The sequence below is a fragment of the Bacillus sp. BR3(2024) genome, from assembly GCF_039134555.1.
Taxonomy (GTDB): domain Bacteria; phylum Bacillota; class Bacilli; order Bacillales; family Bacillaceae_G; genus Bacillus_A; species Bacillus_A cereus.
In genome coordinates this window covers 1,185,476-1,202,185 of sequence record NZ_CP152433.1, presented here as the reverse complement: position 1 = coordinate 1,202,185, position 16,710 = coordinate 1,185,476, and the positions used below count along the sequence as shown (strand labels likewise).

The following is a 16,710-nucleotide window of genomic DNA, read 5'->3' as shown; positions in this document are numbered from 1 at the left end:
AAAACACACCGTTAGGCAAATAAGGGGAGGACATTTAAAATGATCGAAATTAAAGTACCTGAGCTTGCAGAATCTATTACTGAAGGAACTATTTCACAATGGCTTATCAACGTAGGCGACAAAGTTGAGAAAGGTGGCAGCGTTGTTGAGCTTGAAACTGATAAAGTCAATGTAGAAATCATTGCAGAAGATTCAGGTATTGTATCGAAGTTACTAGGCGAACCTGGGGATACAGTTGAAGTTGGCGCAACTATCGCAATTTTAGATGCTAATGGAGCACCAGTTGCAGTAAGTACACCTGCACCAGTGGCTGAGCAACCAAAACAAGAAACAGCTGAAGCACCGAAAGCTGCGGCACCAAGTGCTGAGCAAACTGCAACACTACAAGGGTTACCAAATACAAACCGTCCTATCGCATCACCAGCTGCTAGAAAGATGGCTCGTGAATTAGGAATCGACTTAAACGACGTACGTAGTACAGATCCACTTGGACGCGTGAGACCACATGATGTACAAGCTCATGCTGCAGCACCAAAAGAAGCACCAGCTGCTCCAAAGAGCCCAGCTCCTGCTCCAGTTGCAAAAACGGAATTCGAAAAACCAGTTGAGCGCGTGAAAATGTCCCGCCGCCGTCAAACAATTGCAAAACGTCTTGTAGAAGTTCAACAAACATCTGCAATGTTAACAACATTTAACGAAGTTGATATGAGTGCGATCATGGAATTACGTAAAGAACGCAAAGATGCTTTCGAGAAAAAACATGATGTACGTCTTGGCTTCATGTCATTCTTCACAAAAGCAGTTGTTGCAGCATTAAAACAATTCCCATTATTAAATGCTGAAATTCAAGGTGACGAGCTTATCATTAAAAAATTCTATGATATCGGTATTGCAGTAGCAGCTCCAGATGGATTAGTTGTTCCAGTTGTACGCGATGCTAACCAATTAAACTTCGCTGAAATCGAAAGCGAAATTCGTGAATTAGGTAAAAAAGCACGCGATAACAAACTTTCATTAAAAGAACTACAAGGTGGTACATTTACAATTACAAACGGTGGTGTATTCGGTTCTCTAATGTCAACACCGATCCTAAATAGCCCTCAAGTTGGTATTTTAGGAATGCATAAAATCCAAGTACGCCCAGTTGCAATTGATAACGAGCGTATGGAAAACCGCCCAATGATGTACATTGCTTTATCTTACGATCACCGTATTGTTGATGGTAAAGAAGCAGTTAGCTTCCTTGTTGCTGTTAAAGATATGCTTGAAGATCCAAAGTCATTATTATTAGAAGGTTGATAGATTAAAAATCTATTAAAGGCTGTAGAATGATTCATTCTACAGCCTTTTTTTATTGTGTTCATACGGGACAAATTTCATGACATAAGGTAATAATGTATGCCTAAACGTAAGGAGGATTAAAATGAATAACCTTCCAATTCATGCAAAACTTAAAGTAAATAAGGATACTTTCTTCCTCCCCGATTCAAACGGGGGTGTCTATTTTCGAAATAACGCCAGTTCATTTCGTATGGACGGTGATGGAATTTATGACTGGATTGAAAAATTAATGCCAATGTTTAACGGGAATTATTCTTTAGCCGAAATAACCGATGGCCTCCCTCTCCCCTATCAAAACCGTGTATTTGAAATTGGAGAGATTTTATATGAAAATGGTTTCGTTCGTGATGCAAATCAAGATGCACCTCATGAATTAAACAGTACATTACTCGACAGATATGCTTCGCAAATTGAATTTTTAGAAGCCGATTCTCATTCAGGTGCTTTAAAATTCGAAACGTACCGCGGAGCAAATGTCCTTGTACTTGGTTCTGGGGATATGCTCACTTCCTTAGTTTCTTCTTTATTAGAATCTGGTTTACCTACATTTCATTACCTCGTTACAGATCGGGATGAAACAAACTATGACAGAATACATGAGCTAATAGAACGTGCATATGAAGTTGATAACAGTGTACTCCTTCAAGAAATCGATACTACAATTGACCGTCCCTTGCATGAAGTATTCGAACCTTTTGATTGGATTTTATATGTTTCTCAAAACGGAGACATTGACGGTTTAAAAACAGTTCACACTATTTGTAGAGAAACGAAAAAGAATTTCATACCAGCTATTTGTTTATCAACACTCGGTATAGCTGGACCTGTCGTAACAGAAAATCGTGATGAATGCTGGGAATCCGCATGGCATCGGCTACATGAAACGACTTTGCAAAATGAAAATTCATCGGATTCCTTCTCACCAATTACATCTGCCATGTTAGCAAATGTAATCGTTTTTGAATTGTTTAAACATGTCGCGGATGATTCATATCGTGAAAAAGAATCACAATTCTTTTTATTAAACTATGAAACACTTGAAGGAACGTGGCATCCTTTTATAAAACACCCTCTTGCAACTGATGAAAGTTTTACAATTGATACGATAGAAAATCTTTCTGAAAAACTTGAGCATCGGTATGGCCAACATACTTCAACTGATGTATTCCGCTTTTTCGACTCATTAACTTCTAAAGAAGCCGGTATATTCCATGTATGGGATGAACAAGATTCATATCAATTACCATTATCACAATGCTATATTCAAGTAGCCAATCCATTATCAGATGGCCCAGCTCCCCTTCTGCCTCTTATGACTCGTAGTGGATTAACTCATAATGAAGCACGCCGAGAAGCTGGTTTAACAGGAATTGAAACATATGTAGCAGAAATCATTCACCGCCTTATTCCTGAACATAACGATATCGGTATCGGTGCTGGAGAAACGATGACAGAAGGATTTTACCGGGCACTACAACAACATTTAAATAATAAATTGTATGAGCGGCAGTCACATATGCTAGAAGAACTTACAACGATTGATTTAACTGATATTCATGATAAACATTGTAGATTTTATTACGATGCTCTCTCTACAATTCATGAAACACCTAAAATCGCAATGAGTGAAGAGATTCTCAGTTTTCCAGTCGTTTGGGTTGGTATAAATGATAGATGGTACGGTGCATCTAATATTAATATGACGTTAGCGTTACGAAGCGCACTACAACTATCACTGCTCCACATTCAAAGTGAAGAGACTCCTTACAGAGCTAATATCTTGCCTGAATCATCTATTATTTTATATGACACGGATTCTTTTAGAGTGGAAATACAAGCGGAAGAAGAAATTCCAAGTGTGCAATCTTTACAGCTTGCCTTACAGCATTTAGAAGAACATAATTTTTATCCCTTCGTGTTTGATTTAGCAATCGAACCATTTTTGAAAGAAAACTTAGACGGTGTGTATGGGGTATTAATTGCAAAGGAGGACGGTCTATGACTCAAAATATATTACTTATAGGGGATGGCCTTCTTGCAGACTATGTACATGATCAATTATGCAAACAATATTCCATCATTCGTCAGCATACCCTTACAGAAGAACTTCCTGAAAATATTCATCTCGCTCTCGTATTACATGACGGATCTCCTTCTACTATTCATCATGACGCTGAGCTAATTTTTCGGTCAAATCATATTCCGTGGTTACGTGGTTTTACTTCATTTGGCGAAGGTATTATCGGTCCTTACATTCATCCTCTTACGCCCGGATGTTCCCATTGTTCTGATGGACGCCGTTTTATCGCTGGCTTTGATCAAAAAGAAATGTGGGAACTACAGCGGAAATATGCCTTTAAAGCAGATAATGTAACGAGGCGTGATGTACGTGCCACCCAAAATGGAATGTTACAAATGTGCCATCTTATTTGCGCAGAAACAGAAAAAATATTAACTCATAACCATTCTTCTTTAGAAAATGAACTTATTTTACTAAACTTACAAACATTACAATGTACGCGGCATTCTTTTCTTCCAGATCCTCTCTGTCCTGTATGTAGTAATTTACCTGATGATACTGCGGATGCGGCGGAAGTTTCTTTACAACCGAGTTTAAAAGTAAGCACCGAAACGTATCGCTGCCGTTCCATTCATGAATTAAACACATTTTTAACGAGAGACTATTTAGATTATCGGGTCGGTATGTTGAACGGCAAAATGCAGCATTCTGTATTACCATTCGCTGACGTCATTATAAACATGCCATTGATGTTTGGAAATGAAGGTGTTGCAGGCCGAACCCATTCATTTGCAGTGAGTGAAGCAACTGCTATTTTAGAAGGTTTAGAACGATATTGCGGTATGTCGCCTCGCGGGAAAAAGACAAATGTGCATGGTAGTTTTCATGATTTAGAGGAACATGCACTAAATCCCCTCTCGCTCGGTGTACATACAAATGAACATTACAATCGTGATAATTTTCCATTTAAACCGTTTGATCCTGATTATGAGCAAAACTGGGTATGGGGATATTCTTTATCACAAAACAGACCGCTTTTAGTTCCTGAATCAATTGCTTATTATAGCCTCGGTCATCGAGACGCTTTCGTGTATGAAACATCAAATGGATGTGCAATTGGCGGTAGTTTAGAAGAAGCGATTTTTCACGGCATTTTAGAAATTGTAGAGCGTGATGCCTTCTTACTCACTTGGTATGCCGAATTACCTCTTCCCCGCCTTGATCTTAATTCAGCAAATGATACAGAATTACAATTAATGATCCAGCGGTTACGTACGATTACCGGATATGAATTACACGCTTTTAACGCGACGATGGAACACGGCATCCCGAGCTTATGGGTAATTGCAAAAAATACGCGTGAAAATGGAATGAACGTTGTTTGTGCGGGAGGCGCTCATTTAGATCCTATTCGAGCCTTAAAAAGCGCTATTCAAGAAATAGCAGGCATGTTACTTATAACAGACGATGAGCTCGAGCACAAAAGAGAATACTACGAAAAGTGCTTACAAGATCCTTATTTCGTTAATAAAATGGAAGACCATAGTATGCTGTACGGATTGAAAGAAACGGAAGAACGTCTTCACTTCCTTTTACGAGAAGATGCACCGGTGCAAACGTTCCAAGAAATGAATGTATCACAATCATTTGATATGGATTTAACATCCGATCTCCACCAACTTTTAAATCGTTTGCATCAATCTGACCTTGAAGTAATCGTTGTAGATCAAACCGTTCCCCTTATAGAAAAGAATGGACTACACTGTGTAAAAGTTATTATTCCAGGTATGTTACCGATGACGTTCGGACACCATCTTACTCGGGTTACAGGGTTAGACCGAGTTTATACCGTACCGATGACACTTGGATATAGCACTGAACCGTTAACAAATGAACAATTAAATCCACATCCGCACCCGTTTCCATAGTAAAGGAGGGATTTCATGCAGCTAGATACTTTTTTACATCATCTCCATTTCTCTATTGATGAAATTATGCCAAATCATGAGGTAGACTGGAAAGATGCACCGCTTCCTTATAAATTATATCGAAATGTACCTACCATCCCGCTCTCCTTAGAAATCCCGTTATCTTTATCGAACTCTTCTACTACACCTACTCTAAATGAGATTGGTCACTACCTTTGGTATTCATTTGGTGTAACACAATTATGTCAGCTAAATAGCGGGAGAAATGTATTACGTAGATCCATTCCTTCAGGCGGTGCCTTATACCCGAATGAATTGTATATCTATTTAAAGATTGACGATTATCCAGACGGCATTTACCATTATGACGCCGCGCATCACCGACTTATTTTACTTCGCGAAGGAAATTTCGATTCTTATTTAGCAGACGCACTCGGTAATCGCTGTAACATACAGGATTGTTTCGGTGCTGCATTCGTATCCACTATGTTTTGGAAAAACTTCTTTAAATACAATAACTTTTCATATCGACTTCAAGGATTAGATAGCGGGGTTCTCATTGGACAATTACTAGAATGTGCAAATCAGTTCGGTTATACGAACGGCGTATACTTTCAATTTCTAGACCGTGCACTGAACCATTTACTCGGATTGTCAGAAGGTGAAGAAAGTGTGTATGCCGTTATTCCTTTAAGTACAGAGCCAGAAACTAATTGGTTTCACAATGATTACCGTGAAAATAAAACAGTTACTTCTCATGAGTTGTTGCAACAAATTCCGCCGCTCGCACATGAACATTTCGTTCGCTCAAAACATGTAGATGAATATCCGATGATAACAAAAATAAATGAGGCTTCTATAATCGAATCGACAGCACACTTCCAAACACTTGCTCATGAAGAGCACTATCAACATCATGAGCACGCTGTACAACTGCCGAAAGTAGAGCGTTTATCTTATGATTTCTTGCAACTTTGCAGAAAACGGTATTCCCCTGATGCTGACTTTACTTTAACGAAATGGGATGCAGCTGAGCTCGCTACTTTACTACAAGAAGCGAGTCTCTCCTTCCCCTATTACAACGACCTTGACGGTAAGTATACAAATGAAAATACACGCGTCTCCGTATACGGATGTTTTTATAACGTGAAAAATATTGAAAACGGGGCTTACGCTTATAACAGTAAAACACATTCCATACAACCAATTCGATATGGAGACCTTCGCTACCCACTTCAGTCTAGTATGACGATGGATAACGTAAACCTTTTTCAAGTACCACTTTGCCTACATGTAGTCGGAAAGAAAGATTATTATACAAATGTATTAGGCTATAGAGGATACCGTATTCACCAAATGGAAGCAGGTATACTCGTTCATAAACTCGTTTTTGCAGCGACCGCGATGGGGATGGGCGGGCATCCTTTACTTAGTTTTGATACAAATTCATGTGATCAGTTATACGGGATAGATGCTGGAAATGAAACGTCACTTATTCAAATTCCAGTTGGGGCATATCGAGCGCGGAATTGGTTAAAAGGGGCTTTGCATTGTTAGAAGCACGCCGTCTATCGGCGTGCTTTTTTACTAGATTAACTTAAAAATACTCTTAATTTGTCTAGCAAATAACCAATTTTTCGTACCGTAGTTATCATTTAAACTATCTAAATTGATAGATTGTCCGTTAGCAAACTTTAATTCTAACGTAGTATTTTTGTCATTTGTTTTTAAGTTACTATTTGTAATGTCATCATACTTTAATTTTTCAATCTCAATATATTCGTCTTTTTCTTGTCCAATCACGACATGGTCTTGGAAGAAGAAAAATACTTCTACTTTTTTACCGAAACAAAATACATTTTTCGTATAGATTAACGTCGCGTTATCAAGTCCGACACATACTTCTTTCATCTCTTCCACAACGTGTCCAAAGTCTTCTTCTTGTCTTGCGTTTGATTCCACAATCCATTCTTCGATTGTTTTCATGTTAATTGCCATACTGTGCCCCCTGGTTCGTTCATTGCTTTGTTTAAAAAATAAATACTATATGACAATATAAGCGATACGTACTATGTTTTCAAGGGTGAACGGTATATTCAAAATAAAGTTAAATTTCAAAGTAATATACTAGGAGCACCAATCTCATTGTATTTTAAACGTTTGCACGAGGCATTCTTCATCATCGATTAACTGTATTTTCTCATCAAATTCGATGTTTAGCTCCCTATATATTTTCTTCCAAAAAGAAACAGCTGGTATATTTTTCACAAGCTCGATAACGAAATATTGCCCCCGTTTCTCTTTTAGTACATTCTCAATAACTTGTTTACCGATTCCTTTCCCCTTGTGTTGATTCAATATGAAAATGTCATTTATACCAAAGTCGTTTTCCTTCTTCAAAAAAGGACGTTCCAGTAGTAATAAAAACCCTACAATATCATTATCACTTTTAATAAAATACGGAGTGATTCCGTCATTTTCCCAAAACATGTGCAAATCTTCGTATTCAAAAAATCCGTTCGCTCCGATAGTTATATTCATAGTGAACTTAGAAAGGTCATGAAGATATAAAGCGTACAAATTACGTAATATTTCTTTTTCTGATTCTTGAACTTTTTGAAGTGCTACAATCATAAAAAAACTCCCCTTCCACATATGTAACTATTTCCCGATCCTCTTCATTCGACAAAAATGATAATTCCCCTTTAACAAAAAAATAGCACTTTAAAAAGTGCTATTCCGCTCTCCTTGCCGCTTGCTGAATTGGATCCCAAACGCTGTTATATGGTGGGGCATAACTTAAGTCGACATCTTCTAAATCGTGAATGCTCATTTTATTGAAGAGTGCCATTGCAATTACATCAATACGTTTATCTACGCCTTCTTCTCCAATTACTTGCCCGCCCAATAATTGTTTCGTATCGGAGCGATATAGTAATTTCAAGTAAAGTGGTTTTGCATTTGGATAATAGCCCGCCATATTAGTCGAATCTACTTTGACTGTTTTATACGGGATGTGTAGCCCTTTCGCTTCTTTTTCATTTAATCCTGTTCTTGCAAGCGTCAAATCCATAAATTTAATAATACCTGTACCTAACGTACCTTTAAAGGCTCTTTGTTTATCCAGCATGTTCAGTCCAGCAAGTCGCCCTTGTTTATTGGCAGTCGTTCCGAGCGGGATATGATCATGAATTTCCTTTATAACGTGGTAATGTGTTGCGCAATCACCAGCTGCATATACGTCTTGCACATTCGTTTGCATATATGCATTTACTTCAATTGCCCCTTTATGATTCTTACGTATATTTGTCCCTTCAAGAAAATCAGTATTTGGCTTCACTCCGACAGATACTAAAACAAGATCCGCTTTATACGTACCTTTATCCGTTTCAACTGCTTCTACTCGTTCATTCCCTTTGAATGCTTTTACATTTTCATTCGTTAAAATTTCAATATGATGTTTATCTGCTTCTTTATGTATGTACTCTGCCATATCTGCATCATAAATCGTACCGATATGATCATTTCGCTCAATCATTCTTACTTTCTTACCAAGTTCGACGAATGTTTCTGCCATCTCAAGTCCAATGGCACCACCGCCAATAATCGTTACATCTTCAACTTTATTCGTTTCTAGCGTTTTTAATATGCGCTCAGCATCAGGAATTGTTTTTAAAAGATGAACGCCTTGTAATTCCCGTCCTTCCCATTCTGGCATAACAGGACGCACTCCAGTCGCAATTAATAATCGATCGTACGGAAATTCAAAGACATCTTTCGTCTTCGTATGCTCTGCATACACCATTTTCTTTTCCGTATCTACTTTCGTTACTTCATGACGCACTTTCGCATCAATTCCATATTTCTCACGAAACGTCTTTACGTTACGCGCGATTAACTTTTCAGTTGAAGTGATAGCACCACTAATGACATACGGTAATCCACACTGAGCGTATGAATAAATTTCACCTTTTTCTAAAGTTACAACATTTGCATTTTCATCGTTTCTAACAATTTGCATCGCTGCACTCATACCAGCTGCATCTCCGCCAATAATGACATAGTTCACTTTACCACTCCTTCTTTTTTACATACTCTTTACGTTTTCCATATTTTATAGAAATAACACCTACTTCCATTGTAAAGAAAGAGAATTTCATCTTCAAATTTTGTGCACAAACCTATGCTTGAATAGGTAACTGTCGTGTCTTATAAACAATATGTTTAATATGCTATAACAGTAACAATTGAAAGTAGGTGAAACATACATGTGCGCCGGCCTTCTCGCTCAAACTCCAGAGGAACCGAAAGAACCAAAACCCGCCTTGTCGCTTGATCAAGAATTCTCTATTAACGCAACCATCTATAGTGCTCGTGCTTGGTTATCTAATGATGAGACTTTCCCACAAACGATTTGGAAAGGCTCTCGCTTCGCTTCAGCATCACACGCTGGCAAGTCCATCTTACCAATCGGTACTGTAAAAATTTTGAACTTATCTGATGATACAATAACAGTTACTGCATCATCAGAATCAGATGATAATCTCAAAATAGTCGTACCCCCTCATTCTGAAGGTGTTTTAACATCTAATGGTTTATCTGATGTGCAAGCAAGTACATCAGGAGGAGCAAGTAAAGTCACATTTCTCTTTCATATCTTTTTCTCAAGGGATCCTGGTTCAGATAAAAAACCATAAAAAAGGTACAGTTATGCACTGTACCTTTTTTCATGTGTTCTATTCTCTTGATTTGATTAGTTCAATATTATAAGTTTCGATATCTGTTAACGTTCCTGTAAAGTAAGGATTTTCTCTATACCAAGACTGTTTTGCAAAATACGCTTGCATATCTTTCGTTTGAAAAATATGTCCATGCCTTGCATATATTTCATTTCTAGCAATTTTCAACTGCTCTTTCGATAAATATGTTAAATCTGCGCTCGTTAATTTTCGAATATCACTATCAGGAAAGATGAAACCATTATATACATACCCAGTCGCGGGCGTTGGAGTAACATTATAAACAACTGTTTTTTCTGTACTTTTCTTTTGGAATGGAAGATTATAAGACGAAAGTGCCGTTACCGTCTCTACTTGTGTCGTTTCCCGTTCGCTTTCTCCATTTCGTTCTAAATAAATCGTCGCACTTCCATCAGTCGCTACTGGCCCCCATGTAATTTCTTCTCCTGCCAGCGCTGTAACCGGTTTTTGATTTACGTACAATGTTGCACCAGGCGCGTTCGTTTGAACTGTAATATATTGACCTTGCAACGTTAAATCTATCGTTACGTTATTTTGGCTTTGTTTCATAAGTACAACCTTTTCCTCACGAGATAATTTTACATAGTCATTTTTATAATCTGATTGAAACACTTGATTTCCCGGAAGAAATGGCCCATATTGCTTCTCAAACTTTTTGTCATCTGTCTTATCAATTTCTTTTCCGTTCATTTTTAACGATACGCCTTTTTCATTTGTAAGCAAAGTTGTATAGTACGTCTTCGCTTTCAATTTATATCGATCAAATATAAAGAAATACTTTCCGTCTTTCGTTAATGAAAAATCAGCTCTTTCTATTCCGTCCCGTTGTTTTTCACCTTGTCTCAAATATCCTTTTAATTCATTTACGTAAGATGGATTTTCTTTTATATATGAAAATAGGGGCTTTACACACTCTCTCGTTATCATAACCGATGGATCATCTGCCGTAACGATCTCAGCTAATTTCTCTCCGTCTTGCTCTTGTAAAATCGTAATCATCCGGTCTACTTGTGCCAGCTGCGTATAATACGACGATCCGTACAAATACAATCCAATAATCACTATAACAAATAGCGCTAACAGTGTAATGCCAACTTTTGCACCACCGCTCATGTTCTTCTTTACTACAGGACGTCCCCTCTTCGACCCGCAGTTTTGACAAAATTGCACACCATCTTCAAACTGAGCTCCGCACTTTGTACATACATTCATTCAGTCAACCACCTTTTCATTAGAAGCCAGTTATTCCCTTTGTTAAGGCTTGAATTATCGTACTAATGTAAGACCAAAGTACAATGAACGTTGCAATTCCAATTAAAACATTTGCAATAATAAGTGTGTAAACGAGATCTAATCCGCCATTGTCTAGCTTTAATACGGCTACAGTTATACTAATCCCTATATAAGTTGCAGCTACGGATAATAATATAGGTAAGAAAAAGATTAATAAGAAACTAAAAAGAAAAGAAAGGACTAATATGACAATAGTCGGCGTCGCTATCGTTCCCCATATACCAAATACTTCAAGAAACGAAAAAGACGATTTCATCATCTTACCACTTACAAAAATAATAAATCCGACAAATAAAGTTAAAATTAATAAAAAGAAAAAGACCGTTATAGATTCTCCAAAAAACGTGGGAGTAGATATATCTGGTGCAAATGTTCTCGTAACTGCTGATGCTGCACTCATCATTCTATAAAAAATACATGCTCCTAAAAAACAAATAAGAACAAGACTTACAATTCCATTTCGCACTTCAATAGCGCCGCTTTTCATAATCGCTGTCGGTGCTTGTAATGCATGTTTAAAAAATTGAAAATAGCCGCTCGCGAACCGCTTCGCTTGTTCTACCGTTTCATTTGGACGCGTTTCCTTTTCTTGTGCCGCGCGCGCTTGTTCCGGCCCTTCTTCTTGGCCACTACTTGCCACTACTTCTTCCGTTAACGAATGTCCACAATTCCCGCAAAACTTTGCCTCCGCTGCATTTTCTGTATGACATGACGGACATTTCATTCTCTTATCCCTCCTTAAGCATATACCTTATAGGGTGTTACAAGTTCAATATATGACTTTGGACATAAAACATGACTACAAGAAAAAGATTCTGAAATCCTTCTTCCGAAAGAAAATATATGTGCTAGTAATCTTGAAAAAAAATGCTATTATGAAACAGAATAAATAATATTTTTAACAGATTGGATGACTGGTAATGGAATTGGTAAACTCAATTTTTCAAATACTCCTTACAAGCGTAATCCAATTATTATCTTTAATTGGCGTTATCATTGTAATTGGATTTCTATTAGGCTATTTAGAATCTCTCACACGCATGTATTGGTCGAGAGCTTTTGGAAGAAAAGGATTCCTATTAACGGCTTGGATCGGTGTTCCGATTCACGAACTTGGACATGCCATTATGTGCGTACTGTTCCGTCATAAAATTGTGGCAACGCAGTTCTTCCCAACAGATACAAGTCAAGGGGCTTTAGGTTACATACAACATCAATACAATCAAAAAAGTGTGTATCAACGAATTGGGAATTTCTTTATCGGCATTGGGCCTATTATTTCTGGTATTACTGCATTAATCCTTTTAATGCGCTATTTCGTACCAGAATCATATTTTTTATTTAATACAACTCTCGAAAAAACGATTGCTTCTACTTCTATTAATGTAGAAATGATTCAAAACATGCTCTTGTCGACGTTTGTATTATTGAAAAGCTTATTTACAATCGGCAATTTATTGAATCCTTCCTTTTGGTTATTTTTATTTATCGCCATTTGCATTTCCGCACATATCGCTTTAAGTAAACCAGACATTAAAGGATCAATAGACGGAGTTATCGTCATGTTTATCGTTTTATTTTTATTCAACATCATAGCGGGACTGTTTCAATACGACAGTAACCAGCTACTTGGACAGGTTATGAAATATAATATGTATCTCATTGCTTTTTCTAGTGTAGCACTGCTTTTCTCTTGTATTTCTACACTTGTTAGTTTTTCGTTTTATAAAATAAGAAGAGGACGTTCTTTTTGAACGCCCTCTTCTTATTAATTATTCCCCTTATAATCACAATGTTCAACCGGAACACGAGCATGCCCTTCTTCATCGGTACACCATGACTGTGATTGGAATGCAAGAAAGATACCAATCCATTCTTCTTCCTTTTCAAAGTGAATGAGTATCCCTCCATCTTGCCATATTCCATCATCACCTTTCCATTTTTCTACATTCCCTTGATTCATATGAATATCATGTATACCGTTTCCTGGTTTGAAATGAAAATAGGAATCTGGTGTATTTTCTTCTGGTCCCCATCTTTCACCAAACGCGTAAATAATTGCTTTTTCTTCTATTGCTCGTTTTATATAACGTTCTATTTTTTCATTTAAATCATTATCTTCTCCTGCTTTTTCGGGAGGCAAAGGAATCATTTGATTTGAGTCAAATAAATTTCCTCTTACATAATCTAAAGCTACTTTCGGTTCATTGTTTTTTATTTCTGTAAAACCGAATGGTAATGTCGGTAAAATATGAATCGCCTCTGACCGAATATTGTTACTCGCAAAATATAAAACTTCTGATGGATAACTTTGCGATTTTACGTTAATTGCAATACGATAATCTACTCCTGTCTCGCCCTGTAAATGAACTTGATAATGAGGTGTTTTCCCTTTTCCAATCTTTGATTGTATAACTGTACCTTTTAACACACCGTAGTTTTTTAGGGGCATACATTTCATCTCCTATTCATTTAGTAGAAGCTATTCATATTTAAATCATTATCCACTCATAAAAAAAATCCTCCTATGTTAGGAGGATTTTTAATTTCTCAACATATACCAAACAATAACCTCTACCACTACAAGCAAAACCGCACCAAAGATCATTAACGTCGTCTTCTTTAATAGTTCATTTTCACGGTAAGGGATATTACATAAGTAAGCACCTAGTGTAATCCGTGATGGACAAGCGATTGTCGCTACTGATGATGCGGTGTTTTGAAGTGTTGTGACATATTGCCACGGGAGTGCTACGTTTTGTGCAGTTTGCATTTGTAGTTTTATAAACATTGCATTTGATCCTGCGTTACTACCTGTTAAAAATCCACCAATAGCGCCAATAAACGGAGCAACGAAAACGAAAAACGTTCCAAATGTGTCACCAGCTGTCTTTGCGAGTAATGAATGCATGCCTGATGCACCCATTAGTTCTGAAATGGCGATAAACATTGTCGTCGTAATAGCAAATGGAATCCATTGTTTTATCGTTTGTGAGAGTGATTGTTTCATAATATTAGACGGGATGCGGAAGAAAATAATAGTAAATAAGCAAGTCATACCGAGCCAAAATCCTGGTGAATATAGTAACTCTAGTTTGTAAGAGTATGATTTCAAATCAAGAACCGCATATGATCTAAACAAATCATGTAATGCTGGAACGAGGCGGGAAAGTAAAATACAAACTGTTAGAAATATATAAGGGCTAATAATTTTTATAATGGATATTTCTCTCTCCGTTGCAGCCGCATGTTCTGTTATAAGATTTTGCCCACTTTTTCCTTTTAATTTAATGATAAGAAAGCCAAATGTAATCGTAACGATAGAACTTAATATCCCGGCTAGTTCAACACTTACGTACGCATTAGAAAGATAGATTCCGAGAGAAAATAATAGAAAGAATCCTACTCCTTCTTTCCACTTTTCTATAACCGCTTGCCAGCCGCCAACAACGTGTAAAGAAAGAATAACAAAGTAAGCAAACATCGGAATACTTAATAGCGCTGTATTTGTACCAAGTGTTGTAAGAGGCATATTTATTAGCTGCGAACCGATAATCGTACCAGTTGCCATTGCGCCCCATGAACTAGCTAGTAAGCCGATGAATGAGAGCAGTACAGCTTGAAATGGTTTATATCCTAGTGAAAGAAAAATAGGTGCTGCAACCATGAAGCCGATACCGAATCCACTTACTGATTCAATAAGCGGGCAAATGCCAAAACACATAAGCAGCATTTGTAATAAGCGATCCTGAGTAACTTCTTCTAGAAAACGTGCTACTTGATCGATGTACCCCATTTTGTTCATGAGGTGAAATAAAAAAATACCGAAAAATAAAACGTACCCGACAATAAAACAAATTAACCATCCTTTAATCGTTGCGTGTACAGTTTCACTTATCCCTAATTGAAACGTTGGCGAGAGTAAAACGATTCCAACAGACACAGCATAAGAAATTAACGAAGACCTTAATGACGTTTGTTTAAATAAAAATAAACAAATGAAAATCATCATAATTGGGATAAGTGCCAACAATATGGCCATATTATCATCTCATTTCGTTTAAAATACAATTTTTAACTATTATATAACAGATGCTATAATTTTCAATTGTTTTTACAACAGATTCAAAAAAGGAACCAAACGGCTCCTTTTCATTCACTCCCATTTTCTATTATCCTGAAAAACTGTCTGCTTTCCGACTATTTCTTTCAACACAACAAACACAATGTAAGTACATATTGCTTGCAATATAATATTCCAAAATTTCATTAATGTAAATGAATGAATCCGTAGAAATAATTCGTTTAATAATACAATCGAAACGATACTAAATAATTCTATACTAATCGAAAATAGACATATTTCTATAATAGACTGTTCTTGAATGCGATTTAAGTTGGAAAAGATGAATACATACCCTAAAAATAGAGCCATTAACTCTATTTTCGTCATGCTAATGAGCCAAGCGTATAATGGTACAGTTAAAAATAGATATAGTAATTTACGTCTTAGCATGCCTTCTCCCCCTCTGAATTATATGTATTTTCTGTATATTTTAACATTTATTACGCAAAACAAAAAGAAGAGACTACGCCTCTTCTTTTTGTTTTGTTGCATATATTAATTCACATATTTCTTCTCGCTTTTCATTTTCTAAAAGCTCAATGACCTTACTTCCAACGACAACTCCGTCGCATATTGTAACCATTTCTTCTACATGTTCTTTTGTTGAGATGCCGAATCCAGCGACTACTGGTAAGTTGACGTGTGATTTTACTTTTTCTAAGTAACTATGAATCTCCTCTTTAAAGTTTTGACGTACTCCCGTTACGCCCGCTACTGTAACAGCATAAACGAACCCTTCTGATTCACTCGTAATTTTTTCAATTCTTTCAATAGGACTCGTTACGGTAACGAGTGGGATGAGCGCAATGTTTACCTCTCGAAGTAACGGCGCAATAATATTTTGTTCTTCATACGGTAAGTCTGGAACGATAATACCATCCACACCGGCCTCTAAGCACTTCTCTACAAATCGTTCTTTTCCGAATGCAAGTACTGGATTTAAATATGTCATGAGTACAAACGGAATTTGCACTTCTTTCCTTACCTCTATTAATGCTTGAAAAATACCTTTTACTGTTACACCGCTATCTAGCGCTCGTTTCCCTGCTCTTTGAATCGTTGGACCGTCTGCGACTGGATCCGAAAACGGAATGCCGACTTCAACGATGCTCGCTCCTGCTTCATCTAAAAAACGAATTCTTTCTTTTAATTTTTCAAAGCCACCATCTCCGCCCATTACATACGGAATAAATGCTTTCTTACCATTTTCAAACGCTGCTTTAATTTTTTCTACTCCCATTT

At 37.1% G+C, this 16,710-nt stretch carries 15 protein-coding genes; 6 read left to right on the top strand and 9 right to left on the bottom strand.

Going from position 1 to position 16,710, the window contains the following annotated elements; all coding sequences use genetic code 11:
• Nucleotides 1–39 precede the first annotated feature (39 nt).
• The 4 genes from odhB (at nt 40) to V7S45_RS06195 (ending at nt 6,846) form a co-directional block, all read left to right on the top strand.
• Nucleotides 40–1,299: a 2-oxoglutarate dehydrogenase complex dihydrolipoyllysine-residue succinyltransferase gene (odhB, locus tag V7S45_RS06210; RefSeq protein ID WP_000569922.1), complete on the top strand. Its 1,260-nt coding sequence runs from the start codon at nt 40–42 to the stop codon at nt 1,297–1,299.
• Nucleotides 1,300–1,423: 124 nt separating this feature from the next.
• Nucleotides 1,424–3,343, top strand: coding sequence for a putative thiazole-containing bacteriocin maturation protein (locus tag V7S45_RS06205; protein WP_025690114.1), 1,920 nt, complete (start codon nt 1,424–1,426; stop codon nt 3,341–3,343).
• Nucleotides 3,340–5,289 carry a TOMM precursor leader peptide-binding protein gene (locus V7S45_RS06200; protein WP_025690116.1) on the top strand — a complete coding sequence of 650 codons (1,950 nt, stop codon included), beginning with the start codon at nt 3,340–3,342 and terminating at the stop codon, nt 5,287–5,289. The genes V7S45_RS06205 and V7S45_RS06200 overlap by 4 nt, the downstream gene beginning before the upstream one ends.
• 15 nt (nt 5,290–5,304) lie before the next feature.
• Nucleotides 5,305–6,846 (top strand): SagB family peptide dehydrogenase, encoded by a 1,542-nt coding sequence (locus tag V7S45_RS06195; RefSeq protein WP_025690118.1) that lies wholly within the window; start codon nt 5,305–5,307, stop codon nt 6,844–6,846.
• 30 nt (nt 6,847–6,876) lie between these two features.
• On the opposite strand, the gene V7S45_RS06190 is transcribed toward V7S45_RS06195, so the two are convergent.
• From V7S45_RS06190 to V7S45_RS06180, 3 genes are all read right to left on the bottom strand, one after another.
• A complete protein-coding gene (locus V7S45_RS06190) occupies nt 6,877–7,287 on the bottom strand; it encodes a DUF3908 family protein (RefSeq protein ID WP_025690120.1) in 411 nt (136 codons plus the stop codon).
• A gap of 144 nt (nt 7,288–7,431) precedes the next feature.
• Nucleotides 7,432–7,923, bottom strand: a complete 492-nt coding sequence (locus V7S45_RS06185; protein WP_025690121.1) for a GNAT family N-acetyltransferase — start codon at nt 7,921–7,923, stop codon at nt 7,432–7,434.
• Nucleotides 7,924–8,023: 100 nt separating this feature from the next.
• Nucleotides 8,024–9,358 carry a CoA-disulfide reductase gene (locus tag V7S45_RS06180; RefSeq protein WP_025690122.1) on the bottom strand — a complete coding sequence of 445 codons (1,335 nt, stop codon included), beginning with the start codon at nt 9,356–9,358 and terminating at the stop codon, nt 8,024–8,026.
• Nucleotides 9,359–9,557: 199 nt separating this feature from the next.
• On the opposite strand from V7S45_RS06180, the gene V7S45_RS06175 reads away from it, so the two are divergent.
• A complete protein-coding gene (locus V7S45_RS06175) occupies nt 9,558–9,986 on the top strand; it encodes a hypothetical protein (RefSeq protein WP_000332414.1) in 429 nt (142 codons plus the stop codon).
• 39 nt (nt 9,987–10,025) lie between these two features.
• Here the strand turns inward: V7S45_RS06175 and V7S45_RS06170 are convergent, their stop codons facing one another.
• Together V7S45_RS06170 and V7S45_RS06165 are read right to left on the bottom strand one after the other, a co-directional pair.
• Nucleotides 10,026–11,261, bottom strand: a complete 1,236-nt coding sequence (locus V7S45_RS06170; RefSeq protein WP_025690123.1) for a YARHG domain-containing protein — start codon at nt 11,259–11,261, stop codon at nt 10,026–10,028.
• Between the two features lie 19 nt (nt 11,262–11,280).
• Entirely contained in the window at nt 11,281–12,066 is a 786-nt protein-coding gene (locus V7S45_RS06165; RefSeq protein ID WP_000650094.1) for a zinc ribbon domain-containing protein, read from the bottom strand.
• Between the two features lie 196 nt (nt 12,067–12,262).
• Here V7S45_RS06165 and V7S45_RS06160 point away from each other — a divergent pair, with 196 nt between their 5' ends.
• On the top strand, nt 12,263–13,096 hold the full coding sequence (locus V7S45_RS06160; protein ID WP_025690126.1) for a hypothetical protein: 834 nt from the start codon (nt 12,263–12,265) through the stop codon (nt 13,094–13,096).
• Between the two features lie 14 nt (nt 13,097–13,110).
• On the opposite strand, the gene V7S45_RS06155 is transcribed toward V7S45_RS06160, so the two are convergent.
• From V7S45_RS06155 to trpA, 4 genes are all read right to left on the bottom strand, one after another.
• Nucleotides 13,111–13,794, bottom strand: coding sequence for a YukJ family protein (locus V7S45_RS06155; RefSeq protein ID WP_025690128.1), 684 nt, complete (start codon nt 13,792–13,794; stop codon nt 13,111–13,113).
• A gap of 90 nt (nt 13,795–13,884) precedes the next feature.
• Entirely contained in the window at nt 13,885–15,384 is a 1,500-nt protein-coding gene (locus tag V7S45_RS06150; protein ID WP_025690130.1) for an L-lactate permease, read from the bottom strand.
• A gap of 114 nt (nt 15,385–15,498) precedes the next feature.
• Nucleotides 15,499–15,858, bottom strand: a complete 360-nt coding sequence (locus V7S45_RS06145) for a DUF4029 domain-containing protein (RefSeq protein WP_025690132.1) — start codon at nt 15,856–15,858, stop codon at nt 15,499–15,501.
• Between the two features lie 73 nt (nt 15,859–15,931).
• Nucleotides 15,932–16,708: a tryptophan synthase subunit alpha gene (trpA, locus tag V7S45_RS06140; protein WP_025690135.1), complete on the bottom strand. Its 777-nt coding sequence runs from the start codon at nt 16,706–16,708 to the stop codon at nt 15,932–15,934.
• Nucleotides 16,709–16,710: the final 2 nt, after the last annotated feature.

What these genes read in the sequence shown, in the direction of transcription:
- V7S45_RS06185 (WP_025690121.1), bottom strand. Translation starts at nt 7,923, where the DNA reads ATGATTGTAGCACTTCAAAAAGTTCAAGAATCAGAAAAAGAAATATTA.
- V7S45_RS06205 (WP_025690114.1), top strand. Translation starts at nt 1,424, where the DNA reads ATGAATAACCTTCCAATTCATGCAAAACTTAAAGTAAATAAGGATACT.
- V7S45_RS06195 (WP_025690118.1), top strand. Translation starts at nt 5,305, where the DNA reads ATGCAGCTAGATACTTTTTTACATCATCTCCATTTCTCTATTGATGAA.
- trpA (WP_025690135.1), bottom strand. Translation starts at nt 16,708, where the DNA reads ATGGGAGTAGAAAAAATTAAAGCAGCGTTTGAAAATGGTAAGAAAGCA.
- V7S45_RS06175 (WP_000332414.1), top strand. Translation starts at nt 9,558, where the DNA reads ATGTGCGCCGGCCTTCTCGCTCAAACTCCAGAGGAACCGAAAGAACCA.
- V7S45_RS06190 (WP_025690120.1), bottom strand. Translation starts at nt 7,287, where the DNA reads ATGGCAATTAACATGAAAACAATCGAAGAATGGATTGTGGAATCAAAC.
- V7S45_RS06155 (WP_025690128.1), bottom strand. Translation starts at nt 13,794, where the DNA reads ATGCCCCTAAAAAACTACGGTGTGTTAAAAGGTACAGTTATACAATCA.
- V7S45_RS06160 (WP_025690126.1), top strand. Translation starts at nt 12,263, where the DNA reads ATGGAATTGGTAAACTCAATTTTTCAAATACTCCTTACAAGCGTAATC.
- odhB (WP_000569922.1), top strand. Translation starts at nt 40, where the DNA reads ATGATCGAAATTAAAGTACCTGAGCTTGCAGAATCTATTACTGAAGGA.
- V7S45_RS06200 (WP_025690116.1), top strand. Translation starts at nt 3,340, where the DNA reads ATGACTCAAAATATATTACTTATAGGGGATGGCCTTCTTGCAGACTAT.
- V7S45_RS06150 (WP_025690130.1), bottom strand. Translation starts at nt 15,384, where the DNA reads ATGGCCATATTGTTGGCACTTATCCCAATTATGATGATTTTCATTTGT.
- V7S45_RS06145 (WP_025690132.1), bottom strand. Translation starts at nt 15,858, where the DNA reads ATGCTAAGACGTAAATTACTATATCTATTTTTAACTGTACCATTATAC.
- V7S45_RS06170 (WP_025690123.1), bottom strand. Translation starts at nt 11,261, where the DNA reads ATGAATGTATGTACAAAGTGCGGAGCTCAGTTTGAAGATGGTGTGCAA.
- V7S45_RS06165 (WP_000650094.1), bottom strand. Translation starts at nt 12,066, where the DNA reads ATGAAATGTCCGTCATGTCATACAGAAAATGCAGCGGAGGCAAAGTTT.